General features: G+C 71.1%; 25 protein-coding genes. 10 read left to right on the plus strand and 15 right to left on the minus strand.

Annotated elements, in window-relative coordinates; genetic code table 11:
* Positions 1-11: 11 nt before the first annotated feature.
* The gene (locus ABNG04_RS10640) at positions 12-317 is read right to left on the minus strand and encodes a DUF433 domain-containing protein (protein WP_371162399.1); all 306 of its coding nucleotides are present in this window, start codon (positions 315-317) and stop codon (positions 12-14) included.
* A 265-nt stretch (positions 318-582) separates the two neighbouring features.
* Here ABNG04_RS10640 and ABNG04_RS10645 point away from each other — a divergent pair, with 265 nt between their 5' ends.
* From ABNG04_RS10645 to ABNG04_RS10670, 6 genes are all read left to right on the plus strand, one after another.
* Positions 583-834, plus strand: coding sequence for a toxin-antitoxin system TumE family protein (locus ABNG04_RS10645; protein ID WP_371162400.1), 252 nt, complete (start codon positions 583-585; stop codon positions 832-834).
* A complete protein-coding gene (locus ABNG04_RS10650; protein WP_371162401.1) occupies positions 827-1288 on the plus strand; it encodes an HVO_A0114 family putative DNA-binding protein in 462 nt (153 codons plus the stop codon). Before ABNG04_RS10645 ends, ABNG04_RS10650 begins: the two co-directional genes overlap by 8 nt.
* A gap of 61 nt (positions 1289-1349) precedes the next feature.
* Positions 1350-1910, plus strand: coding sequence for a thioredoxin family protein (locus ABNG04_RS10655; RefSeq protein WP_371162402.1), 561 nt, complete (start codon positions 1350-1352; stop codon positions 1908-1910).
* A 90-nt stretch (positions 1911-2000) separates the two neighbouring features.
* Positions 2001-2696, plus strand: coding sequence for a hypothetical protein (locus tag ABNG04_RS10660; RefSeq protein ID WP_371162679.1), 696 nt, complete (start codon positions 2001-2003; stop codon positions 2694-2696).
* A gap of 78 nt (positions 2697-2774) precedes the next feature.
* The gene (locus ABNG04_RS10665) at positions 2775-3191 is read left to right on the plus strand and encodes a JAB/MPN domain protein-containing protein (RefSeq protein WP_371162403.1); all 417 of its coding nucleotides are present in this window, start codon (positions 2775-2777) and stop codon (positions 3189-3191) included.
* 46 nt (positions 3192-3237) lie between these two features.
* Positions 3238-3564 (plus strand): DUF5789 family protein, encoded by a 327-nt coding sequence (locus ABNG04_RS10670; protein ID WP_371162404.1) that lies wholly within the window; start codon positions 3238-3240, stop codon positions 3562-3564.
* A 37-nt stretch (positions 3565-3601) separates the two neighbouring features.
* Here ABNG04_RS10670 and ABNG04_RS10675 read toward each other — a convergent pair whose 3' ends face one another.
* The 3 genes from ABNG04_RS10675 to ABNG04_RS10685 all read right to left on the minus strand — a co-directional run bounded on the left by ABNG04_RS10675 (position 3602) and on the right by ABNG04_RS10685 (position 6856).
* Positions 3602-3916: a PRC-barrel domain-containing protein gene (locus tag ABNG04_RS10675; RefSeq protein WP_371162405.1), complete on the minus strand. Its 315-nt coding sequence runs from the start codon at positions 3914-3916 to the stop codon at positions 3602-3604.
* Between the two features lie 91 nt (positions 3917-4007).
* On the minus strand, positions 4008-6287 hold the full coding sequence (locus tag ABNG04_RS10680) for an LUD domain-containing protein (RefSeq protein ID WP_371162406.1): 2280 nt from the start codon (positions 6285-6287) through the stop codon (positions 4008-4010).
* Positions 6284-6856: an LUD domain-containing protein gene (locus ABNG04_RS10685; RefSeq protein WP_371162407.1), complete on the minus strand. Its 573-nt coding sequence runs from the start codon at positions 6854-6856 to the stop codon at positions 6284-6286. The genes ABNG04_RS10680 and ABNG04_RS10685 overlap by 4 nt, the downstream gene beginning before the upstream one ends.
* A 156-nt stretch (positions 6857-7012) precedes the next feature.
* Between ABNG04_RS10685 and ABNG04_RS10690 the strand changes: the two genes are divergently transcribed.
* Complete coding sequence (locus ABNG04_RS10690) at positions 7013-10090, plus strand: FAD-binding and (Fe-S)-binding domain-containing protein (RefSeq protein WP_371162408.1); 3078 nt, start codon at positions 7013-7015, stop codon at positions 10088-10090.
* Positions 10091-10161: 71 nt separating this feature from the next.
* Here ABNG04_RS10690 and ABNG04_RS10695 read toward each other — a convergent pair whose 3' ends face one another.
* From ABNG04_RS10695 to ABNG04_RS10705, 3 genes are all read right to left on the minus strand, one after another.
* Positions 10162-10371, minus strand: a complete 210-nt coding sequence (locus tag ABNG04_RS10695) for a hypothetical protein (RefSeq protein WP_371162409.1) — start codon at positions 10369-10371, stop codon at positions 10162-10164.
* Between the two features lie 37 nt (positions 10372-10408).
* Positions 10409-11410: a DUF5787 family protein gene (locus ABNG04_RS10700; protein WP_371162410.1), complete on the minus strand. Its 1002-nt coding sequence runs from the start codon at positions 11408-11410 to the stop codon at positions 10409-10411.
* An 83-nt stretch (positions 11411-11493) separates the two neighbouring features.
* Positions 11494-11940 (minus strand): bis(5'-nucleosyl)-tetraphosphatase, encoded by a 447-nt coding sequence (locus ABNG04_RS10705; RefSeq protein WP_371162411.1) that lies wholly within the window; start codon positions 11938-11940, stop codon positions 11494-11496.
* A gap of 171 nt (positions 11941-12111) precedes the next feature.
* Here ABNG04_RS10705 and ABNG04_RS10710 point away from each other — a divergent pair, with 171 nt between their 5' ends.
* Complete coding sequence (locus ABNG04_RS10710; protein ID WP_006113449.1) at positions 12112-12444, plus strand: uS10/mL48 family ribosomal protein; 333 nt, start codon at positions 12112-12114, stop codon at positions 12442-12444.
* A 110-nt stretch (positions 12445-12554) separates the two neighbouring features.
* Here ABNG04_RS10710 and tgtA read toward each other — a convergent pair whose 3' ends face one another.
* The 8 genes from tgtA to ABNG04_RS10750 form a co-directional block, all read right to left on the minus strand.
* On the minus strand, positions 12555-14033 hold the full coding sequence (gene tgtA / locus ABNG04_RS10715) for a tRNA guanosine(15) transglycosylase TgtA (RefSeq protein WP_371162412.1): 1479 nt from the start codon (positions 14031-14033) through the stop codon (positions 12555-12557).
* 69 nt (positions 14034-14102) lie between these two features.
* Entirely contained in the window at positions 14103-14912 is an 810-nt protein-coding gene (locus tag ABNG04_RS10720; RefSeq protein WP_371162413.1) for a Nif3-like dinuclear metal center hexameric protein, read from the minus strand.
* A 78-nt stretch (positions 14913-14990) separates the two neighbouring features.
* The gene (hemA, locus tag ABNG04_RS10725; RefSeq protein WP_371162414.1) at positions 14991-16331 is read right to left on the minus strand and encodes a glutamyl-tRNA reductase; all 1341 of its coding nucleotides are present in this window, start codon (positions 16329-16331) and stop codon (positions 14991-14993) included.
* The gene (locus ABNG04_RS10730; RefSeq protein ID WP_371162415.1) at positions 16328-17056 is read right to left on the minus strand and encodes a precorrin-2 dehydrogenase/sirohydrochlorin ferrochelatase family protein; all 729 of its coding nucleotides are present in this window, start codon (positions 17054-17056) and stop codon (positions 16328-16330) included. The genes hemA and ABNG04_RS10730 overlap by 4 nt, the downstream gene beginning before the upstream one ends.
* A gap of 46 nt (positions 17057-17102) precedes the next feature.
* A complete protein-coding gene (gene ahbB, locus ABNG04_RS10735) occupies positions 17103-18188 on the minus strand; it encodes a siroheme decarboxylase subunit beta (RefSeq protein WP_371162416.1) in 1086 nt (361 codons plus the stop codon).
* A 97-nt stretch (positions 18189-18285) separates the two neighbouring features.
* Positions 18286-18753: a DUF7112 family protein gene (locus tag ABNG04_RS10740; RefSeq protein WP_371162417.1), complete on the minus strand. Its 468-nt coding sequence runs from the start codon at positions 18751-18753 to the stop codon at positions 18286-18288.
* Between the two features lie 10 nt (positions 18754-18763).
* Positions 18764-19162 carry a 30S ribosomal protein S6e gene (locus tag ABNG04_RS10745; RefSeq protein WP_371162418.1) on the minus strand — a complete coding sequence of 133 codons (399 nt, stop codon included), beginning with the start codon at positions 19160-19162 and terminating at the stop codon, positions 18764-18766.
* Positions 19163-19228: 66 nt separating this feature from the next.
* Positions 19229-19939 (minus strand): lipoyl protein ligase domain-containing protein, encoded by a 711-nt coding sequence (locus ABNG04_RS10750; protein ID WP_371162419.1) that lies wholly within the window; start codon positions 19937-19939, stop codon positions 19229-19231.
* A 143-nt stretch (positions 19940-20082) separates the two neighbouring features.
* Here ABNG04_RS10750 and ABNG04_RS10755 point away from each other — a divergent pair, with 143 nt between their 5' ends.
* Both ABNG04_RS10755 and ABNG04_RS10760 read left to right on the plus strand, forming a co-directional pair.
* Positions 20083-21759 carry a sensor histidine kinase gene (locus ABNG04_RS10755; RefSeq protein WP_371162420.1) on the plus strand — a complete coding sequence of 559 codons (1677 nt, stop codon included), beginning with the start codon at positions 20083-20085 and terminating at the stop codon, positions 21757-21759.
* Complete coding sequence (locus ABNG04_RS10760; protein WP_371162421.1) at positions 21756-22733, plus strand: DUF8155 domain-containing protein; 978 nt, start codon at positions 21756-21758, stop codon at positions 22731-22733. The genes ABNG04_RS10755 and ABNG04_RS10760 overlap by 4 nt, the downstream gene beginning before the upstream one ends.
* The last annotated feature ends 57 nt before the right edge of the window (positions 22734-22790 follow it).

Below are 22790 nucleotides of genomic sequence, written 5' to 3' on the forward strand. Positions count from 1 at the left end.
ATAATGATGCGCTACCGGCCCGGCAGATCCGCAGGACTGGTGACGATATGCGGGTCGTCTTCTGCGGCCTCGTAGAGCTCTCGACGGCGCTCTTCGACCGCCCGCATTTCTTTGGGGTGGTCGTGATAGTACGCCAGCGCGTGGTATACGTCCGAAGCGGTGAGGTCGAAGCGGTCCGCGACCGTCTGCGCGTCGCGGCCGCGCTCCTCCACCAGCGCGTGGATATGGCGCACAGCGATCCGCCGGTCTCGAATGTGCGGCTCGTCGTGGATTCCGGACTCAGCACCCGAGGTGACGGCGTTCATCTGCCTCGACATACCACAGCTACCGGCGTAGTTGTCTTTATTCTTTACTGGCGCGATCGGTCACCGAGCGTGTTTCGCGACTGAACTCAGGCGGTTCGGTGCTGTTGAGTTCCTATTGTTCGAGTGAACTGCCTCGAGGTCAAGCCCCGAGGCACTCGGCCCGCTCCGCCTGTAGATTTTCCCATGGGGTTATGTTCTATGTGGTCATAACTCATAGTACAGGGAAATGCCGGCTCCTCAGCCGATCGAGTTGAACCGCGCTGTCCCAGGTGGACGCGTGGAGATATTCGCGGTCCAGAATCAAGAGTATCCCGACGGGTGGTTCTACTGGTTCCAGCACTACCACCTGGAGACGGGCGAGCTGCTCCGGTACGACGACGCGCATGATGACGATGATCTCAGCTGGCATCACCGACACGTTCGATTCGGTGAAGACACACAGATCGGGTTCCACGGGCTCGCAGCACACGTGAATCGGTTTCTGAACGAAATCGCGACGATGGCGGACACGGAGAACACACATGAGTGACCCTGACCGCGACGACTGGCCTGACAAGTACAGCGACCTTCGCGAGCGGCCGCATCCCGACGTGCTCCGCGTCACGGTCGAGTCGTTCGACGAGGCGTTCGAGGACACGCGGGACGCGGTCGACGCGGTCACCGACGGAGAGCTCCGGCCTGCGATAGTATCGTTCGCGACGGTCGGCGAGCTGCGGAAGATTCTCACCGACCGGCGGATCGGTCTCCTTCAGGCGCTGATGGATACCGACGGCGCCGTAGAGAGCATCAGCACGCTCGCAGAGTCGCTCGACCGGGGCTACAAGACCGTTCACGACGACGTCACCCTCTTAGCGAAGTACGGTATGGTGTTCCTCGTCAAGGATGATGGCCGTGCGAAGCAGCCGTACCTCCCATACGAGCGCATCCGCCTCAAGATCGAACTCACCGGGAGCGACACCCGCGAAAAACCCGCAACGGCCTAACCGACCGGGTCGGTCCGTGCGGCTCGCAACGCATTTTCTCCTCCCGAACGTACATCCACGCATGGTCCAGATGGAATCCGACTCGGAACTCGATCGCGGCGAAGCCGCGCCAGACTTCGAACTGCTCGGCGCGGACGGCGAGACGCACGCGCTCGACAACTTCGAGACGGACGCGTTACTCGTCGTGTTCACGTGTAACCACTGCCCGTACGCGAAGGCGAAGATCGACTTATTGAACGACCTCGCGGTCGAGTACGACGACCTCGCCGTCGTCGGGATCAACCCCAACGACGCCGCGGAATACCCCGCTGACTCCCTCGACGCGATGCGCGAGGCGGTCGCGGACGGCACCGTCGCGTACGACGCCTATCTCCGCGACGAGACGGGTGCGGTCGCGGCCGCCTACGACGCAGTCTGTACCCCCGACCCGTTCCTCTTCGGCCGCGAGGATGGCGCGTGGCGGCTGCGCTACCACGGGCGACTCGACGACGCGCTCAACCCCGACGACGAGCCGACGGAGTTCTATATTCGCGACGCGGTCGACGCCGTCCTCGCGGGTGACGACGTCAAGATCCCCGACCGGCCGTCTCGGGGGTATTCGATCAAGTGGCCCGCAGAGTAGGGCGACCTCGCCGGCCCGCGTCCCGACAGTGGATCGCCGTGTTAACAGAGACGACTTAACAAGGGTCCGGACCGAACTACTCGTATGAGTATGAAAGGCGGCGAGCCGGACCTCCACGAGATCGATCGGTATGACGGCGGCGTCGGCTGGATCGCCTACCCCGACGAGACGATGGAACGCGCGAGCCACGCCTTCGCGGTCGCAAACGAGGAGGCGGACGAAGACAACGTGTGGGTTATCGACCCGGTCGACGCACCAGGCGTCGACGACCTCCTTGAGGAGCTGGGCTCCGTCGCCGGCGTCGTGATCGGACTCGACCGCCACGTGCGCGACAGCGGGGAGGTCGCCGCGCGCCACGACGTGCCGGTGTATGTCGCCGAGTGGATGACGGGGGTCACCGAAGATCTCGGCCCGGACGTCGAAATCGAGCGGTTCGAGTCACACCTCGCCGACACCGGTTTCGAGGCGCTCCGAATCCGCGACTCCTCGCTGCCGCCATGGCAGGAGGTCGGCTTCTTCGACGGGGAGACGCTGATCGTCCCCGAATCGCTCGGCAGCGGGTCGTACTTCCGGGGCGACCGCGAGCGGCTCGGCGTCCACCCAATGCTGCGGATCACGCCGCCGACGAGCGTCCTCTCCGGACTCGACCCCGAGCGCGTCCTCGTCGGCCACGGCGTCGGCGTCCACGAGCGCGCGGCCGTCGCCCTAGAGGACGCCCTCTCGAACTCGCGGCGGAAGGCTCCCGGCCTGTACGCGAAGACGCTTGCGTCCGCGCTGCCGTTCTGAGCGCGGCCGAGACGCCGGCCGTGTGAGGCGGCTCGTGCGTGACCTTTTGCCAGTCCGTCTCGTAACGTGGCCCGAGCCGTGATCTACGTCACCCGTGACCTGCTGACCGTACTCCGCGAGCGCGCCGCGAGCGAGGACCCCGACGAGGTGAACATCCGGCTCTCGGCGACGCCGGCGGGAGAGTTCGAGGCCGACCTCGGGCTCGACCCCGAGACGCCAGTCGTGACGCACTTTACGCTCCCGTCGGTGGGGAGCTCGGTCAGCTCCGTGTTCGGGGTCGACCTTGGGGCGCCGGCCGGTGAGGGCAGCGCGCGGTTCCTCTCGCACCCGGACGGCTTCCTCGGGGTGTCGCGGACCGACGACCTCGCGGCCGTGGTGATCGTCGCTGTCCCGCCGTACGACGACGACGCGGTTGCCGCCTTCGACCGGGCCGGCGATGGGGTCGAACTCGCCGTCGTCGACGCCGCTCCGCCGAGCGAGTCCGTCCCGGAGTGAGCGGAGAACAGGGGTTTCAAGCCGTCGGAGGGAATACCGAGGCGCAATGGCAGCACGGCCACCCGGCGGCGGCGATACGAAAGAGCCCGAGGCGATCGAGTTCGGCATCGCTGCGCTCGACGCCCGGCTGGACGAGGCGGACGTGTCGTTTCCCGCGACGGCCGCGGAGCTCCGCGACGCGCTCGGCGACCAGGAGGTGCCCTACGACGCGCAGGGGCGCTCCCTTACGATGGCGGACGCGCTCGACCGCGTGCCCAAGCAGCGGTTCGAAAACGAGACGGCGTTTCTCGACGCGCTCTACCCCGTGTTCGACGAGGCCCGCCGCGAGGAGCGCGGCGTGATCGCCAGCCTCCGCGACGCGTTACCCTTCTGAGGCGGGGCGGGCGGAGTCGTGGTCGCCGATCCGCCGGTCAGCGCGACTCCGGCTGGGCCTCGATCTCGCTCCCGTCCTCCTCCGGCTCGCCGGCGTCGTAGCGTTCGATGACGTCGTTGATCAGGACGACGTCGCCGACGGCGCGGACCCAGCGGTACGGGACGATGACGCCCGTCGACCGGCTCACCTGGCCGGCGAACAGCTCGTGGTTGAGCTCGGCGAGCGCGAGACCGGTCACGGCGCGGGCGTCCAAGTCGAGCTGGATGTCCTCGATCTCGCCGACGAAGACGCCGTTGCTCGAGTACACCTCGCGACCGACGAGCGACGTGATCTCTTCGGGGGCTGCGTTCATACCTGATACGGTCACGAGCGCGCCTAATAAGCGTTCGTTGTCGAATGACGCGCGTCCGATGCCCGACGGGACCCGAATGGCGCGCGGCCCGCTACGATCGCGGCGCGACCACTTCGATCGGGTGCGTCGGGGCGGCGTCGAGCAGGGCGTCAAGCTGTTCGGTACAGGACGTGCCGGGCGCGACGACGACGCGGTCGGTGTCGCCGAACTGCTCGCGCAGCGGCTCGCCGACATCCATGCTCAACTCGTAGTACTCGGACTTGTAACCGAACGAGCCGGCCATCCCGCAACACTCCGTCTCGGAGACGCGCACGTCGTAACCCAGTCGCTCGAACACCGCGGTCGCGTACTCGCCCACCCCGATCGTCCGGGCCTGACAGTGCGGGTGGTACGCGATCCGCTTTCCCGAGGCCACCGGCCCTGTCCCCGCGGCGGGCGCGCGCAGCGCCGCGGGGTCGGCACCGCTCTCCAGTAAGCCGAACACGTACTCCATCGCGTCGTAGCTCGCGTCCGCGAGCCGCTCTTGGGACGCCTCGGGGAGGAACCGCTCGTACTCGCGGCGGAACGTCGCGAGGTCGCTCGGCTCGATCACGACCACGTCGCGCCCGGCGTCGACGTGGGGCGCGAGGCCGGCGTACACGTCCTCGGCGGCGGCCTCGGCGGTCGCAATCATCCCCTGCGAGAGCGGCGGCCGGCCGCTCCCGGGCAGATCCGGCACGCGGATGTGGACCCCGAGCGCCTCTAGCGCGCGCACGGTCGCCTTCCCGCGCTCGACGTCGACGTAGTTGGTCGCGGTGTCCGGGTAGACAACGGCCTCTCGGGTCGCTTCGACGGCCGGAACTGCCGGGCCGCCGCGGGCCTCGAACCAGTCGACGAGCGACTCGCTCGCGAACTCGGGGAGGTCGCGCCGACGATCGATCCCGGCGACCCGCTCGGCGATGGCGCGGACCGGTCCTGCGTTCGCGAGGCGATTGGCGATCGGGGCGGTCCGGTGGCCCCACTTCGCGAGCGTCGCGTAGTTGCCGACCAGCCGCGTGGGGAGGTCGAGGCCGCCGGGCTCCTCGTCGGGCACGAGCTCCTCGAAGGCCCAGTCGAGCTGGCTCGGGTCGGCCTCGCCGCGGTTGATCCGGTCGCGGACCGCGGTGTTGATCCAGGGGATGTCGATACCGACCGGGCATGCCGGCACGCAGCGAGAGCAGCCGGTACAGAGGTCGTTGAACTCGGCCGCGACGTCGAGCCCCTCGATGCCCGCCTCCCAGCCCGTAGCGATGCCGCCGGAGTAGGTCTCGCCGCCGAACGCGTGGCCGCCGACGCTCTGGAAGTTCCCGCAGGCGTTCGAGCAGGCCGAACACCGGATACAGTACAGCGTCTCTTTCAGCGCCTCGTCGTCGCGCATCGCCATGCGGCCGTTGTCGATAAGGACGAGGTGGAACTCGCGGTCGTCCCCGGAGACATCGGCCAAGGGCTCTCCGTCCTCGTCGAAGTCGGGCACCGGCGAGTCGACCGGCGGGGTGAGCGTCGAGATGTAGGAGGTCACGTCCTGGCCCGTGCCCGACCGCCCGATCAGCTCGACGAACGGGGAGAACTCCTCGACGCTCGGGACGAGCTTCTCGACGCCCGCGACCGCGACGTGGGTGTCGGTCGCCGTCACCGTCTTCCGGGCGTTCCCCTCGCTGGTGACGAGGAGCATCGTTCCCGAGTCGGCTGCGACGAAGTTCGCGCCGGTCATGCCGAGGTCGGCGTCCTCGATCAGCGCGCCGAGCCGCTCGCGGGCGAACATCGTGAGCTCCTCGGCGGTCTCGGGCGGGCCATCGGGGTCGAACCGCTCGGCGAACAGCTCGGCGATCCCCTCGCGGGACTTGTGGATCGCCGGCGCGACGATGTGGGAGGGCTCCTCGTCGGCCAGCTGGAGCACCCACTCCCCGAGGTCGGTCTCGACGACGTCGACGCCGTCGGCCGCGAGCGCGTCGTTCACCTCGATCTCCTCCGAGGTCATCGACTTCGACTTGACCGCACGTTCTGCGCCGCGCTCGGCCGCGACCTCCCGGATGTACCGGTTCGCGTCGGCCGAATCGTCGGCGAGGTAGACCGTGCCACCGTTCGCCTCGACCGACTCGCGCACCTCGTCGATGAGGGCGGGGAGCCGCTCGATCGCGTCTTCCTTTATCGAGCGGGCTTCGTTCTTCAACGACTCGTAGTCGTCGAGCCGCCCGGTCGACTCGTAGCGCCCCTCGTTGAAGCCGCGGGTGTTCGCCGCGACCGCGTCGCCCTCCGTGGCCAGCAGCTCGCGGATCCGGTCGGCCTTCGCCTCGCGGTCGAGCCCGCTCGCCGCCTCCGCGCCGCCGGAGGTGGGATCAGCGTCGCTGCTCATCGGTCTCCCTCCGGAGCTTCGAGCGGTTCGTCCGCTGCGTCGCCGTGGCGCAACAACACGACGTGGACATTCTTTGGCCCGTGGGCGCCGTGGACGAGCCCGCCCATGTCCGCGGTCGCGCTCGGCCCGGTCGCGAACACCACGTCAATCGACTCGTCGCGCGTCCGCGGCCCGAGCCAGTCGAAGGCGTCGGCCATGTCCGGGACGAGGTCGGCCTCGCGGAGGACGACGACGTGGCGGTCGACGAAGAGGCTCACCGGCTCTGTGCCGGCCGCGTCCGCCTCTAAGGCGACGCTCCCGTACGCGGCGACTCCGAGCGACGCCCCGGTGACGCCGGTGTGGGCGGTGCGGAGGTCGGCGGTCGTCGGCTCGGTCTCGACGCGATCGGGGAGCGACGCCGGCGAGTCGGCGAGCGCGTCCGGCCCCGAAGTGCCGAGCGGCACGCCCACGGCCGGCTCGCCTGCGGCCGCGTCGACCAAGGCCGCACACTCCTCGGGCGGTCCCGCGGAGACCTCGACGCCGAGGTCGGCGAGCCGACCGGCGAACGTCGACGTGTCTGCGAGTGACATACTCGGTTCCTTCGCCGGCCGGCATATGGGTGTTGCGGCCGTTCTCGGCGGCCAGCAGAGCGCCGCCGGCGCGGTCGCGGCGCGGTCCGAGCGGGCGAATTCCCGCGACGCGCGGACGGCAGGAGCTTTTTCATTACTCGACCGTGAGGGATTCGCATGGCGACTCACACCCCCGGCCCCGACCCGACGGACGGCGGGGACTTCGACTACACCGGCGGCGCGGTCGAGCGACCGGACCTCGTCGACGCGCTCGACCGCCGCGTCGCGGGCGACGTGCGGTTCGACGACTACTCGAAGCGGCTGTACGCGACGGACGCGTCCGCGTACGAGGTGACGCCCATCGGCGTCGTGATCCCCGAGTCGACCGCGGACGTCGCGGCCGTCCACGAGTACTGCTTCAACGAGGGGATTCCGGTCCTCCCGCGCGGCGGCGGCACCTCCCTCGCCGGCCAGACCGTCAACGAGGCGGTCGTCCTCGACCTCACCGGCGAGATGGACGGCGTGCTGTCGACCGACCCCGACGCGGAGACCGCCCGCGTCCAGGCGGGCGCGTACATCGGCGACCTCAACGCCGCGGTCGAGCCCCACGGGCTGAAGTTCGCGCCCGACCCGGCGTGGCGCGACAAGTCCGCGGTCGGCGGCGCGATCGGAAACAACTCCACCGGCGCGCACTCGCTGAAGTACGGGAAGACGGACCACTACGTCGAGGAGCTGGAGGTCGTCCTCGCGGACGGCACAGTGGCGACGTTCGGCGAGGTCGCGGTCGAGGAGCTCCGCGCGTCGGCCGACCCGGACGCGGACGACCTCCTCCCGCGGATCCACGCCGAGATCGTGCGAATTCTCGACGAGGAGGCCGACCAGATCGACGAGCGGTTCCCGGAGCTGAAGCGCAACGTCTCCGGCTACAACCTCGACCGGCTGCTCGCCGAGCACCGCGGCGAGTACGGCGAGGCGGGCGTCGTCAACCTCGGCCGGCTCATGGCGGGCAGCGAGGGGACGCTCGCGACCGTCACCGAGGCGACCGTCTCGCTCGTCGAGATTCCGGAGACGAAGGCGGTCGCACTGCTCACCTACGACGAATTGCTCGACGCGATGGAGGACGTGGCGGCGTGCCTTGAACACGACCCCGCCGCCGTCGAGGTGATGGACGACGTGCTCTTGGGCCTCGCGGCCGAGACGCCGGAGTTCGAGGACGTGGTCGGGATGCTCCCCGACGGCACCGACTCCGTGCTGCTCGTCGAGTTCTACGCCGAGGACGACGCGGCGGGGAGACAGAAGGTCGCGGACCTGATCGCGGACCGGGTCGGGGCCGCCGAGGGTGCGGCGGAGGAGGGCGTCGAGACGGCGGCCCAGCCGAGCGACGGGGCCGCCGAGACGACGAGCCACCCCCGTCGGGCGGCGCACGCGATGGAGGCGCACGACCCCGCGGAGCGCGACCGGTTCTGGAAGATGCGGAAGGCGGGGCTCCCGATCCTGCTCTCGCGCACCACCGACGAGAAGCACATCTCCTTCATCGAGGACTGCGCGATCCCGCCGGAACACCTCCCGGAGTACACCCGTGAGTTCCAGCAGATACTGGAGGACAACGACACGTTCGCCACCTTCTACGCGCACGCCGGCCCGGGGGTGTTACACATCCGCCCGCTGATCAACACGAAGGAGGTCGACGACGTGGACGCGATGGTCGACATCGCCGACCGCGTCACCGACGCCGTGGTACGGCTCGGCGGCTCCGTCTCGGGCGAGCACGGCGACGGCCGCGCGCGGACCCAGTGGAACCGGAAGCTGTACGGCGACGACCTCTGGGAGTCGTTCCGCGATCTCAAGACCGCGTTCGACCCCGACTGGCTGCTGAACCCGGGGAACGTCTGCGGCGATGTCGACATGGGCGAGAACCTGCGGTTCGACGCCGACTACGAGTACGACGCCGGCTTCGACCCGGCGATGGAGTGGGCGGTCGACAACGGGATGCAGGGGATGGTCGAGCTCTGTCACGGCTGCGGCGGCTGCCGTGGCCCACAGGAGACCACCGGCGGCGTGATGTGTCCCACCTACCGCGCCTCGGAGGAAGAGGTCCAGTCGACCCGCGGCCGGGCCAACATGCTCCGCGGGGCCATCTCCGGCGAACTGCCGGACGACCCGACCGACGACGAGTTCGTCACCGAGGTGATGGACCTCTGCGTCGGCTGTAAGGGGTGTAAGGTGGACTGCCCGAGCGGCGTCGACATGGCGAAGCTGAAGGCGGAGGTCGAGCACGCCCACCACGAGGAGCACGGGATCGACCTGCGGACGCGGCTCCTCGGGCGCTTCGAGTCGCTCGCGCCGCTCGCCTCGCGGTTCGCGCCGCTGTCGAACCTCCCGAACAAGATCCCCGGGAGCGGGCTCATCGCCGAGAAGGCGCTGGGGATCGCGAAGGAGCGGGACCTCCCCGAGTTCCGCTCGGAGACGCTCGTCGACTGGTTCGAGGCCCGTGGCGGCGCGGCCGTCCCGCGCGAGGAGGCCGACCGCGACGTGCTGCTGTTCCCCGACGTGTACACCACCTACACGAACCCGGGCGCGGGGAAGGCCGCGGTGCGGGTGCTCGAGGCCGCGAACTGCCACGTCTCGATTCCGGACGTCGACGGGAGCGGGCGGCCGCCCCACTCGAAGGGGATGCTCGACGTGTCGCGCGCGACGGCGAGAGACGCCGTGGAGACGCTCGCGCCGCGGGTCCGCGACGGCTGGGAGGTCGTGGTCGTCGAGCCCTCCGACGCCGTCATGCTCCAGTCCGACTACCACGACCTGCTCGACGGCGACGCCAGCGCCGTGCCCGACGCCGACGTGGCCGCCGTCTCGGATCACGCCTACGGGATCATGGAGTACGTCGACGCCCACCGGCTCGACGAGACCCTCCCCCTCGACGCGCCCACCGAGTCGCTCACCTACCACGGCCACTGTCACCAGAAGGCGACGAAGAAGGACCACCACGCGGTCGGCGTGCTCCGGCGCGCCGGCTACGGCGTCGACCCGCTCGACTCCTCCTGTTGCGGGATGGCCGGTTCGTTCGGCTACGAGGCCGAGCACTACTCAATGAGCAAGGCGATCGGCGAGAACCTCTTCGAGCAGGTGGACGCCAGCGGCGGCGACGCCCTCGTCGCGCCGGGGACCTCCTGCCGGACGCAGCTGGAGGAGGGGCCGGGCGAGGTGCCGGAGCCGTCGCATCCGGTGGAGAAGCTGGCGGCCGCGCTGGCGTAGGCGGGGAGCGCGTCGCGGGCGGCGGCGCGACCACCCGGGTCACGCGCCACCGCGCCGGGTCCGCCTCTGGATCACTCCCCGGACCGGCGGACGTTGGCGACGAACACGTCGATCAGGTACGAGAACACCGGGAACAGCACGGCGACCAGCGCGAGGTTCGCGGGGTCGATCCCCGGCGGCCCGTCAACGAACGTCCCGGTGTACTGTAAGACCGCGAGGGTCGCGACCACGGTCGCGGTGCGGAGGGCGTAGTCGGCGCGAGAGGGTGTCGGGAACTCCACGCCCGCACTCGCGGCGGCGGCCACACAAGCGTTTCCGTCACGCGTCATCGCCGGGCGCGACGCCGTCGCGCTCGCGCTCGCGGCGGCGCTCCAGCAGGGCCGTGATCCCCTTCCCCGGGCCGCCCTCGATCGGCCACCCCTTCGTGCGCCACTGCGGGGGCTCCGGCGAGAACTTCGAACAGGACCCTGAACATTCCCGCGCGGTCGGGAGCTTCCCCTTTGCCGCGCAGTACGGGACGAGCGCGCGCCCCTCGCGTCGCAGTTCGAAGTGCCGGCAGTCCGGGCGCATCGTGTCGTGGAACGAGCGCCACCCCTTCCCGTAGGCGCGCTCGGCGATCTCCAGGCGAAGCGTCTCCGTTTCCGAGTCGCGGCGCTCGCCCGAGCCGGGCGCGAGATCGCTCGGGTGCCAGGCCACGTCGACCGCGTCGGCGTCGACGCCCGCGGAGAAGTCGGTCGCGAGGATCCCCGCCTCGACCGGCAGCTCGCGGAGTAGGGCGGGCTCGACCGGTTCGCCGGTCGTCTCGGTCGCGAGCCACGCCTCGTCGGCGAGCCCGGTGTCGATGTCGTGGTTGAGCTGCTCGGCGAGGCGGTCGGCCGCGGAGCGGTCGAGGTCCGGCTTGTTCTCGACCGCGACGATCCGCTCGACCCAGTCCGGGTACGGTCGCACCCGGCGGATCTGGATCCGGTTGCCGTCGCGGCGCTTCTCGATCAGGTCGCGGCCCGCGGCCCGGTGGACCGCCTGCCGGACGTAGCGCCACGGGTAGCCGGGGTCCGGCAGCGCGTCGCGGTACCACTCCCACTCGGCGGGCGCGCCCCGGACGACGTGGAGGAGGTCGGAGTCGATCGTCCGCTCGCCGAACGCGCGCCGCCGTTCGAACGCCGCGGGGTCGACTTCGATCACGACCGTGTCCCAGCGGCGCGCCTGCGTACCGAGCTGGCGGGCGACGAGCGCGGGACGGGGGCCCTCGCTCGGGTGCCAGGCCAGCTCGGCGTACCGGCAGACCAACAGCTCGTAGCCGAACTCGGCGTCGGGCGTCACTGGTCGAATCGTCGGCGCCCCCGGACAAAAGCAGACCGTTCGGGGAGAGCGTCCGGCGTCGGCGGGTCGCTCGCTCGCGCCGCTTAGACGTACTTGTCTTCCTCTTCGTCCTTGCGCTCGTCGAGGAAGTCGTGGGCCTCTTCGAGGATGTCGCGCGGCCCGTCTTGGGTGATCGTGTTGATCGCCTGGTCGTAGTCGCGCCACTGGAGGTCGCGGTGTTCCTTCGAGAGTTCGGCGCTCGCCTCGAACGAGCGAGCGATGAACAGGTGAACCGTCTTGTGGATGGTCTTCCCGTTCGCTTCGAACACGTAGTCGTACTCCTTGCGGAACCCGTCGATCAGCCGGAAATCCTCGATCCCGGCCTCCTCGCCGACTTCCCGTATCGCCGTCTGCTGGAGCTCCTCGTCCCCCTCGACCCCGCCTTTGGGGAACTCCCAGTCCCCCGGTCGGCTCTTCAGGAGCAAGTACTCCCGTTCGCCGCGGGTATCGCGGAAGAGGATGGCTCCGGCACTGGTCGCTTCGACCGTCATTGGCCGCAGGTAAGCGATCACCCCTAAAGAGCGTGTCGGACTTCCGAACAGATCTGACCGACTCCCCCGCGTCGACCGGTTTCGCGGCCGATTCGCGTCGGGATCGCGCGCACCGGTGCGGGTAGATGCGTTTTTACCGCTCCGGGGGCCATTCACGCACGACCCCCAGCCATGACCTTCGTCACGAAACTCGACTTCGCGTCCGGCGACCGCGACGTGCTCGTCGAGACCGTCCAAGAGCTCAAGGAGACGATCGAACGCAAGGGCGCGGAGTGTAAGGGCCCGCACGCGAGCCCCTCCGAGCGCGTCACCGTGCCCCTGTACAAGAACCTCTCCGCCGGCGACGAGTTCTCGCCGTGGCGTTACGACGTGTACCGGCGCTCGATGGAGATCCACGGCGCCGACGACATCGCGCGCGCCGTCGTCGGCCGCGACTTCCCCGACTCCATCCACGTCGAGGTCGAGGTCGATCAGAAGAAGCCGCTCGGCCACCGACGCGACTGAGGCCGCCTGCGTTCCGAAGCGACGGGCGGACGGTCACGGCTGCGGTTCGCTTTTTGATTAGCGCCTCCCGCGCCGAGCGGTAGCTGTGTACAGTCGAGCGGCCGCCTCGCTCACCCGAGCGTCCGGAGGTTCTCCGTCTCGACGCGGTCCGGCAGCCGCGCCAGCGCGGCGTCGCACCACGCGTCGTGACCGAGCGTGATCGCCGTCTCCGGGTTCGCCGCCGCGAGCGCGGCCACGCCCGCCGCGGCCGCGACCTCCGCCGCGTCGTCGGTCCGCGCCGGCACCTCGGCCGTGAGCGGATACGTCTCCGAGAGCGCGGGCGGATACGGCCCGAGCGGAGGCTTCACGCGCCAAACCGCGTCGTACACGTGGTCCGACGGGGCCTTCGACTCGGTGAGCAGGAGGTCCTCGGGCGCGGCCAACCGAGCGACCCGGTCGTGATGTCGCTCCACCTCCGGACGGCGCGCCGCCTCCTGTGAGGTGTAGAAGAACGCGTCCTTCGACCCGGGGTCGGTCCGCTCTAGCTCGTCCGCGTGGTCGAGCAGCGCGCGGTAGCCGTCGAGCATCGCCGGGTGCCCGCGCGCGCGGCGGTCGACCAGTTCGAGCAGCGTCCCCGAGCGGATCGCCTCCTTCACGCGGCGCAGCTCCTCGAACGTGACGTGGAGGTTGTGCTCGGCGAGCAGCCGCTCCGTCTCGCCGTCGCCGAATCCGCGGAGGTCAGCTGGCGTGTGATCGGCACACACCGGACACGAGCACGGGAAGTAGTCGAGGTCCTCGAGGTGTTCGGTCCCCGAGACGGTCAGGTAGCGCCCATCGCGGGCCATCAGTGCGTACGCGGCCGAGTCGAACAGGTCGCAGCCGGCCGCCACCGCGAGCGCCAGCATCATCGGGTGGCCGGCCCCGAACAGGTGGACCGGGACGCCCGGGCCGAGCCCGCGCTTCGCCGCGCGCACCGCGTCGACCACCTCGGCGTAGCGGTAGGAGTTGAGCAGCGGCACCATCGCGCCGACCGGGAACACGTCGAGGTCGGTCCCCGCCGCGTGTCGCCCCGCCTCCTCGCGGAGGTCGGCGTACGTCGAGCCTTGGACCGGGCCGTTAACGAGCATCTCGCCGGTCTCGGCGGCCTCGGCGTCGGCGAGCGCCCGCTTCGTCGTCTCTAGCTCGCGCTCCGCCTGCTCGCGGTCGGCGTCCGGCGGCGTCGGCACGTCGACGGGGGTCGCCACGTCGCTGCCGATCCGGCGTTGGAACTCGATTATCTCCTCGGTCGTCACGTCGATGTCGCCGTACTCGGCCAGCTGGAAGGAGCCCGAGTCGGTCATGATCGCGCCGTCGAAGCCGAGGAACTCGTGAAGCCCCTGGTCGACCACGCGCTCGCGGATGCGGTCGGTGCTGCGGATGATGTAGGAGTTCGTGATCAGCATCTCCGCGCCGAACTCCTCGCGGAGCCGCTCCGGCTCGATCGTGAGCACGTTTGGGTTGACCACGGGCAGGAGCGCCGGCGTCTCGACCGTGACGTCGGCGCGCGGGACCGTCAGCCGCCCGATGCGCCCGGCGGCGTCGTGGTCCCGGATCTCGAAGTGATCGCGCATACCCCGACTGCGCGGACGCGAGCGGTAAGGGTTGCGTTCGGCGCCGAGCGACCCCCGCTCGCGAGCGACTTACAGCCCGGTCGGGTGCGAGAGGTACGTCGTCTCGACGCCCCAGTCGGCGGTCAGCGACTGGAGCGCCCGGACGCCGAACGTCTCCGTCGCGTAGTGGCCGGCGAGGAACACGGTCACCCTGGCCTCGCGGGCGTCGTGGTAGGCCTGCTGTTTCCCCTCGCCCGTGATCAGCGCGTCCGCGCCGGCCGCGACCGCCTCGTCGAGCCAGTCGACCCCGGAGCCGGTGACGACCGCGACCCGATCGATATCGTTTGGCCCGAAATCGAGGACGCGCGTGGGCGACGCATCGCCGTCCGGCTGCCCCTCGAAGCCGTCGAGCGTCTCGCGGATCGCGTCCGCCGAGCGCGGCGCCGGCGTCTCGCCGATCGTGCCGATCGTCACCGGGCCGATCTCGCCGAAGGGCTCGCGGTCGTCGAGGCCGATCTCGGCCGCGACGCCGACCGCGTTACCCAATTCCTGATTTCCGTCGAGCGGAAGGTGGGAGACGTACAGCGCGATGTCGTGCTCGACGAGCGCCGCGATCCGGTCGTGGACGCGCCCGGTCACGCGCTCGATGCCGCCCCAAGAGAGGCCGTGGTGGACGACGAGGACGTCCGCGCCGGCGTCCGCGGCGGCCTCGATCGTCGCCGTCGCGGCGTCGACCGCGAAGGCGACGCGGTCGACCTCGAAGTCGTCGCCCACGGAGCCCGCCTCGGCGGTCTCGCCGCCCGGGCCGACCTGGAGGCCGTTCGCGCTCGCATCGACGTCGGCGTACGCGGCCGTGTCGAGTCGGTCGTCGAGTCGGTCGATGTACTCGGAGAGCTTCATACAGGTCGGTGAGCGCGTCGGCGAATAAAGGGCGCGGAGCGGGCGCGGTCGAAAGGCCGGGGGCGGGTATCCGGGCGCTTAGTCGTCGAGCTCCTCGGCGACGGAGTCCGGTACCGCGTCGGGCGCGCCGACCCCGGCGTCGGGGGCGTCGGACTCGACCCCCTCGCCCGCCGTGGGCGTGAAGTCGGGGTCGAAGAGCCGGAGCGCCGTGCGGATCGTCTCCCAGTCGTCCTCGCCAGCGGCGTCCCGGAGCGAGCGCGTCGGGGCGGCGAGCAGCTGGCCCACGAGGGCGTCCGCGAGGTCGGCGACCGTCTCGCGCTGCTCGTCCGTGAGGTCGCCCTGCGCCTCCAGCTTCGACATCGCGCGGTCGAGCTCGCGCGCCTTCACGCGGTCCGCGCCGGCGTACATCGACGAGATGGCGTCGTCGGCGCGCTTGCGCTTGTACGCCTCGAGGATGCGGTCGAGCTCCTCGTCGATGATCGACTCGACCTCGCGCGCCTCCGCGGCGCGGCTCTCTCTGGTCCGCTGGGTGACGTCTTCGAGGTCGTCGATATCGAAGACGGTCACGCCCTCGCGCGCGCCGGCCGCCGGGTCGACGTCGCGGGGCTGCGCGATGTCGATACAGACGACCCGGCCGGCGCCGTCGACGTACGACGGGTGGACGACGAGGTCGGGGCTGCCGGTCGCGGTGACGACGAGGTCGGCGTCGGGGATCACCGCGGGGAGGTCGGCGAGCGGGACTGCCCGCGCGGGCGTGTCGACCTCTTCGGCGACGAACTCCGCGTGCGGGACGGTGCGGTTCGCGACGACGATGTCGGAGACCGCCGTGTCGTCGAGCGCCCGGGCCGCGAGCGTCCCCATCTCGCCGGCGCCGACGACGACGGCCGAGCCGTCGGTGAGGTCGATTTCGCTGGCCGCCAGCCGGACCGCGGCCGAGCCGAGCGAGACGACGCCCTCGTTGATCGACGTCTCCGTCCGCGCGCGCTCCCCGACGTGGAGCGCCTTCGTCACGGCGTCTTTGAGCACCGGCCCGATCCCGCCCGCGGACTTCGACTCCTGGTAGGCCTCCCGCAGCTGGCCGATGATCTGGTCTTCGCCCAAGACGAGCGACTCCAGCCCGGAGGCGACCCGCATCAGGTGTTCTAAACTCTCCTCGTGGTCGAGGCGGCGGACCGCGCCGCCGCGGACGTCCGGCGCGAACGTCGACAGGGCCGTGTTCCCGTCGACGGTGCGGTCGGTGACGACGTACGCCTCCGAGCGGTTACACGTCTGTACCGCGAACGCCTCCTCGACCCCTTCGCGAGCGAGCAGGTCGGAGACGGTCGCGCGGACGCCGTCGCCGCCGGCGGCCTCGATCTCGTCGACGGTCGCGTCGGCGTGGGCGACGCTCACGCCGGCGATCGCACCCGTCTCTCTCATCGGTCGAGTACCTCCTCGATCACGGTGTCGGCCTCTTGCCGTCCGTAAGATCTCCCCTTTTGTAAACCCTTCCAAACCCCCCGGGATCTGACAACACGCCGGACCGCCTCCCGGCGTTTCTCCGGCGGCACGTCGGCCGCTTTCAGCTCCTCGCGGATCTCCCCCGAGAGGGCGGCCATCGCGCCGGCGCCCTCGATCTCGGCCTCGATCCGCTCGCGCAGCGCCTTCGCGAGCGCGGGGCTCGTTCCCCCCGTCGACAGCGCCACGGTCACCTGGTCGTCCTCGACCGTCGCGGGGACGACGACGCTCCCGGGGTCGCGCCCCCCGGAAACGTCCGTCCGGTTGACGAGGATCCCGCGGTCGAGCGCGGCCGACTCCACGGCGGCGTTGACCGCGGCGTCGTCGGTCGCGGCGACCGCCACCGCCGGAGCCAGCCGGTCGATCCACTCGGCGACGTCGCCCGCCCCCGGCGCGGCGCGGACGAGTTCCACCGCCCCGTCGTGGTCTCCGTCGTCGTCGTGATCTTCGTCGTCGCGTCCTTCGTTGTTACCGCGCTCTTCGTTGCCGACGCCGGCCGCGAGCGACAGCAACCGCTCGTCGAACGCCGGGCTGACGACGACGACGCGGGCGGCTTCGTCGAAGCCACGAGCCTTCCGCGCGCCGACGGATCCGCCGCCGAACACGACCACCGTCTCGTCAGAGAGATCGTGGTACAGCGGGGTCACGGCCGGCCCCCGCCGAACCCGGTCCGCGGGACGTTCGCGGCGCGGGTCACGCCGTGTTGCTGTCCGCCCGGTCCGCGATGCGGATACCGGTCTTCTTGAGGATGCGCGTCGAGAACAGGGTGTCCCAGTCGTCCGCGCCGACGTCCCAGTAGTTGTCCATCAGGTCCCTGACCTCCGCGATCCGCCGCTCGCTCTCGGCCTCCGTGCGGCCGTGCGTCATCGCGAAGAAGTTGTACTCCCAGACGCCGGCGTGCCGCGGGCGCTCGTAGCAGTGCGTGACGAAGTCGAGATCGGCGACGACGGGGCCGACCTCGTCGAGCGCGTCCGCGGGCACGTTCCAGACAGTCATCCCGTTCTCCGTGTAGCCGAGCGCGTAGTGGTTCGGGATGACGCCGACCCGGCGCACCTTCCCCTCCGCGTCGAACCGCTTGATCGTCTCGAGCACCCACTCCACGTCCGCGTCGATCGCGGCCGCGACGTCGGCGTAGGGCGTCTCGGTCACGGGAAGCCCGCCCTGGATCTCGACGACGAGGTCGCGCTCCTCGGGCGTGAGCGTGTCGCGGCCGCTCAACGTCACTTCGGGGCCGAGGTCGGACAGGTCCACGTCGCCCTCCGGGACCGGCCCGTCGACGAGGAACTTCGCCCCGACGTGAAACTCGCGGATCTTCGGCAGGTTGTACGTCTCCTGCCCCGTCGCGTCCTCGATCTCCGCGAGCACCTCCTCGACCCGGTCGTCCCCGTCCTTTTCGGGGTCCGGGTGGTCCGCGACGCTCACCACGAACCACATGTTGAGGTGCGGGTGTTCCCGCTCGTAGTTGTGCGCGACCGCCGTGAACTCGTTGACGGTGTCGGCGATCGCCTCGTAGCGGTCCTCGGGCGCGTGCGTCGCGACGAGCGACGCCGCCCCGCCGATCTCCTCGGCGTTGACGAGCGCGCCGAACCGCGAGAGGATCCCCTCCTCGTCGAGTTCGCGCACGCGCTCCGCGAGCGCCGGCCCCGTCACGTCGACGCCGCGCTCCCGGAGCGCGGCCGCCGCCGCGTCGAAGGGGCGCTCCACGACCGGGAAGCCGCCCTGGAACGCGTTGATGATCGCGCGGTCGAGCGCCGTCAGATCCGCGTCGACCTCCTGCATGGAGCGATGTCGGGGCCGAGCGAGAATAAGCGATCCGACCTGCCGCCGCGGCGCTGCGGCGGGGAGAGCGCGGGCGACACCCGACGGACTCCGGAGACTACTCGTCCACGTCGCGGGCGATGTCCGCGAGCGACGAGCGGGGGCCGCGGTTCGCGTCGTAGACGGTCCGTTCGCCGGGGATCCGGAGCCCGTACAGCTCGCCCGACACCACCACGTCGAGGACGACACTGTCGCTGGGCCCTCGGTCGTTCGCGTCGAGCCATTCGGTCAGGCGGTTCGTTCCCTCGCCGGTCTTGCGCGCGAGGCGTCGGTTGTCGAACGCGCCACGGAGGAGCCGGCCGCGCGAGTCGCCCGCGACCCGGGCGCGGTGCTCCTCGCGGTCGAACGCGACGCGGACCAAGTCCCCCTGACTCACCCCGAGCGCGTCACAGGAGCCGGACTCGACGCGCCCGTCGAGCGCGTCGTCGGCCGGGAGCCTGACGCATGAGCGGCGAGTGCCGCCGCTGCGGGCGAGCGAGACGCGGACGGAGCAAACGTCCTCGCCGTCGGAGGGAACGCGAGGCATCCGGGCGCCGTTACTCGTCGTCCTCGGCGTCGCCCTCGCCGAGCGCGGCGGCGACATCGCCGTCGCCGTCGACGACGCTCGCGTTGATCTGCGCGATGTCGTCGTCGATCTCGCGGCCGCGGACGGTGATCCGCTTGCGCTCGCCCTCGCGGGACGGCTCGAAGCCGACGCCGCCCTCCAAGAGGAGCTCCTTCAGGCGAGTGCCCGAGACGTCCTCGCGCATCGGGCGCCCGGTCTCGTCGGAGCCGCCGGTGAGTTCGATGGTGTACTCGGAGAGCCCAAGGGCGTCGCCGCCGATCTCGTCGCCGAGTTCGCGACCGAGGAATCGGTTGGCGTCCTGTCCGTCGACCTCTCGCTGGAACGTCTCGCCGGTCTCGGGGTCGGCGACGACGACTTTGAATTCGGCCATGCCCGAACGCAGACTCCCGCGCATAAAAAGCACGTCGAAACGTCGGAACCGCGCGGCACGGCGCGCTCAGTCGGCTGCCCCGTCGACGCGGACGATGCGGCGCTCGCCGTCCCCCCACGGCCCCTCGACGAACGTGGACTCGACCGCGCGGGCGACGGCGTCGGGGTCGTCCGGGCCGCCGGCGTCGGCGACACTGCCGACCGAGTCCGGGTCGAACGGAAGGTCGAGCGCGTCGTAGACCGGCTCGGTGACCCTCGCGACCGCGGCCGCGTCCGCCGAAGAGACGACGATGACGCCCGCGACCAGCGCCGCGTCGGCCCGGACGCGCTGCGCGAGCCCGGCGACCTTGCCGCCGCCGGCGACCCGCAGGGAGTGGTCGCCCGGGCAGAACGACGTGGACGGTTCGCCGCGCGCCACGTCGGCCCCCGACTCGCGGAGCGCGTCGCGGAGCGTCTCGACCGCGGTCTCGTACCGGGAGTCGATCGACCCGCGGCCGTCGCCGGTCGGCACCGCGACGCCGAACGACAGGGTCTCGCCGGTGTACGCCACCGCGCGCCCGCCGACGTCGCGCTCGACCGGGGGGAACCCGGCGTCGCGCGCCGCTTGCTTCGCGCGGTCGAACCCCGACTCCCGAGCGTCGCGGCGTCCGAACGCGACCTGCCGCGGCGGCGCGGTGACGCGTACGCAGGGCGCGCCGTCGGCCGCGGCCGCTAACAGCTCCGCGACGGGCTCCCGGTCCGCCGCCGGCGTCTCGAACTCGCCGCGGTACACGCGCATGGCCGGATGGAAGGTGGGGACGCACTAGCCAGTTGCGTCGCTCCCGACCGAACGCTCGACGGCCCGGTCCCGAGAGGCGGGACGACTGACCGCGACCGCGTGACACAACTGTTTTGTCGGGGGTGGAAGTGGTACAGGTATCGATGAGCGATCTGGGCGCGCTGCCGGTCCAAGCGTACTTGACCGCCTGCCTGTTGGCGGGGGTCGTCGGGCTCTGGCTCGGCCGGGTCGCGTGGCGGGAGCGCGACCAGCCCGGCGGGCTCGAAGTATCGCTCTACCTGCTCTGCGGCGGAGGCATCTCCCTGCTGTACGCCCTCCGCATCGCCGCGTCCGGCGAGGTCGCGATGCGGGTCGCGCTCAACCTGGCGACGCCGCTGGTCGGCGCGCTCCCCGTCCTCTGGATCCTGTTCGCGCTGGCGTTCACGGGTCACGACCGCTGGCGGACGGAGAACCGGATCGTGGCGCTCGCGTCGCCGGCGTTCGTCTGGGTCCTCCTCGCGTGGTCGAGCGCGACCCACCGACTGGCTCGGGGGCCCGTGACCCCCGTCGTCGACGGCCCGTTCACGCTGCTCGGCTACGGGCTGGGCCCCGTCGGGGGTGCGTACGTCCTCCTCGCGTTCGCGCTGTGCGTCGCCGGCGCGCTCCTCGTCGTCGACCTCTACGAGCGGACCGGGAACCGCTACCGCCTCCAGACGTTCGTCGTTCTGCTCGGGACGCTGTTCCCGTTCCTGGCGGGCGTCGCGACGTTCGTCGACGTCGGGAGCTACGCGCACCTCTCGTGGCTGCCGACGGCGTTCGTGGTCCACGGGGTGTTCCTCTACGGCACCGTCTTCTGGCTCGGCACCCTCGACGCCGCGGTCGTCGCGCGCGACACCGCCGTCGAGGTGATGCAAGACCCCGTTATCGTCTCCGGCTCCGACGGGCGGATCCGCGACCTCAACCCGGCCGCCGAGACGATCCTCCCGTCCGACGCGGTCGGTTCGTCGCTGTCGGAGGTGTTCCCGCGGCTGGAGACCGGCGTCGAACACCCGATCGCCATCGGCGACCGCCAGTTCGACATCCAGGAGAACCCGATAACCGACCCGCGCGGGACCGACCGCGGCCACGTGTTCCTCCTCCGCGACGTGACCGCGCGGGAACGGCGGCAGACGGAGCTCGAACGGCGCGAGGCCGAGCTCGAACGCCAGAACGAGCGCTTAGAGGAGTTCGCCGGCGTCGTCTCGCACGACCTGCGGAACCCCCTCGCCGCCGCATCCGCAGCAGTCGAGTTGGCTCGCCAGCGCGGCAACGACCCAGACGGCGCGCTGGACCGGGCGGCGAACGCCCACGAGCGGATGGACGACATGATCGAGGGGCTGCTCGCGCTGGCGACGGCGGGCGAGACGGTCGACGAGCTCGACCGCGTCTCGCTCGACGGGACGGTCAGGCGCGTCTGGTCGCGGCTCGAGACCGGCGAGGCGGCGCTGCGCGTCGAAGGCGACGCGACCGCGCTCGCAGACCGCGAACGGCTCGAACAGCTGCTCTCGAACCTGTTCCGCAACGCGATCGAACACGGGGGCGACGACGTGCGCGTCGCCGTCTCCGTCACCGTCGAGGGCGACGACGTCGCGGTCGCCGTCAGCGACGACGGCCCTGGGATCCCGGCGGAGGAGCGCGAGCGCGTCACCGAGCGCGGCGTGTCGCTCGGCGGCGGCACCGGGCTGGGGCTGGCGATCGTCGGCGACATCGTCGAGGCCCACGGGTGGACGCTCTCGGTCGGGGAGTCCGACGCCGGCGGCGCGCGGTTCGTCGTCGGCGGGATGGAGGTCGCCGACTCGTGACCGACGCGCCGGAGACGACCGTCGCGCTCCCCGCGGGCGTCGTCGAGCGATACGAGAAGTTCTCCCGCTTCAACTCGCCGTACCCCGCCCACCGCCGCGGCCGCGCGGTCGACCTCTACCCGGGCGACGGCGTCGGGCGGTCCCCCCTCGCGGGGGTCGTCCGCGCGGTCAGGACGGTCGGCTGCCCGGACCGCCCGTACGCGGCCCCCGAGGACCACCTGATCGTCGTCGACCTCGCCGACGAGTGGTGCGCCCGCGCCGGCGTCCCCGCCGGGACCGTCGCGCGGATCCTCCACGTGATTCCCGAGGTATCGCCCGGCGACAAGGTCGCCGTCGGCGAGGCGCTCGGCCCGACGACCCGGTCGGGCTTCTTCGGCCAGTGGGTCGACGACCACGTCCACCTCGGCTTCCGCCCGCCGGACGCGAACCCGTTCCGGGCCAGCGGGTCGCTGCCCCTCGCCGTCGACGCCCCCGTTGAGCCCGTCGCGTGGGACGGGACGGGACGCGTCGTCGAGCGCGGCCCGACCCACGTCGTTCTCGACGGCCCGCGACGCGACGGGGGCGTGGGGTCGTTCGCCGCGCTCGCGAGCGACGGCGGAGTTCCGCTCGACGGCGGGGCGACGCACTACGCGGGCGGCGGCGCGTTCGAATCGCGCCCCGAACCGCCGGCGACGGACGGCACGGAGGCCGCCGCGCTCGACCCGGGCGACGCGGTCTCGCTGTTCGGCACCCGCGTCGGGACCGCGACGGAACACGGCGCGGGTGTTGACGGGGGCGGCGCGCCGCGGATCGAGTGGGAGCCGGTCGACGTCCGCGCGAACGGCGAGCGCGTCGTGGGGATCTCGCTGTTCGCGGCCCGGGGCGACCGGTTCGGCGTCAAGGTCGTCTGTCCGGACCGGGGGTTCTCGATCGGCGAGTCCGTGACGGTCGCCCTCGTCCCCAGCGACGACCCGATCCGGCTCGGCGTCGGGTGAGCCGTCGGTCAATCGGTCGCCGGTTGTCGCGCGTTTCCGGGGGCTACAAGCCGTCCC

It is taken from the genome of Halorubrum miltondacostae (assembly GCF_041379815.1).
Taxonomy (GTDB): Archaea; Halobacteriota; Halobacteria; order Halobacteriales; family Haloferacaceae; genus Halorubrum; species Halorubrum miltondacostae.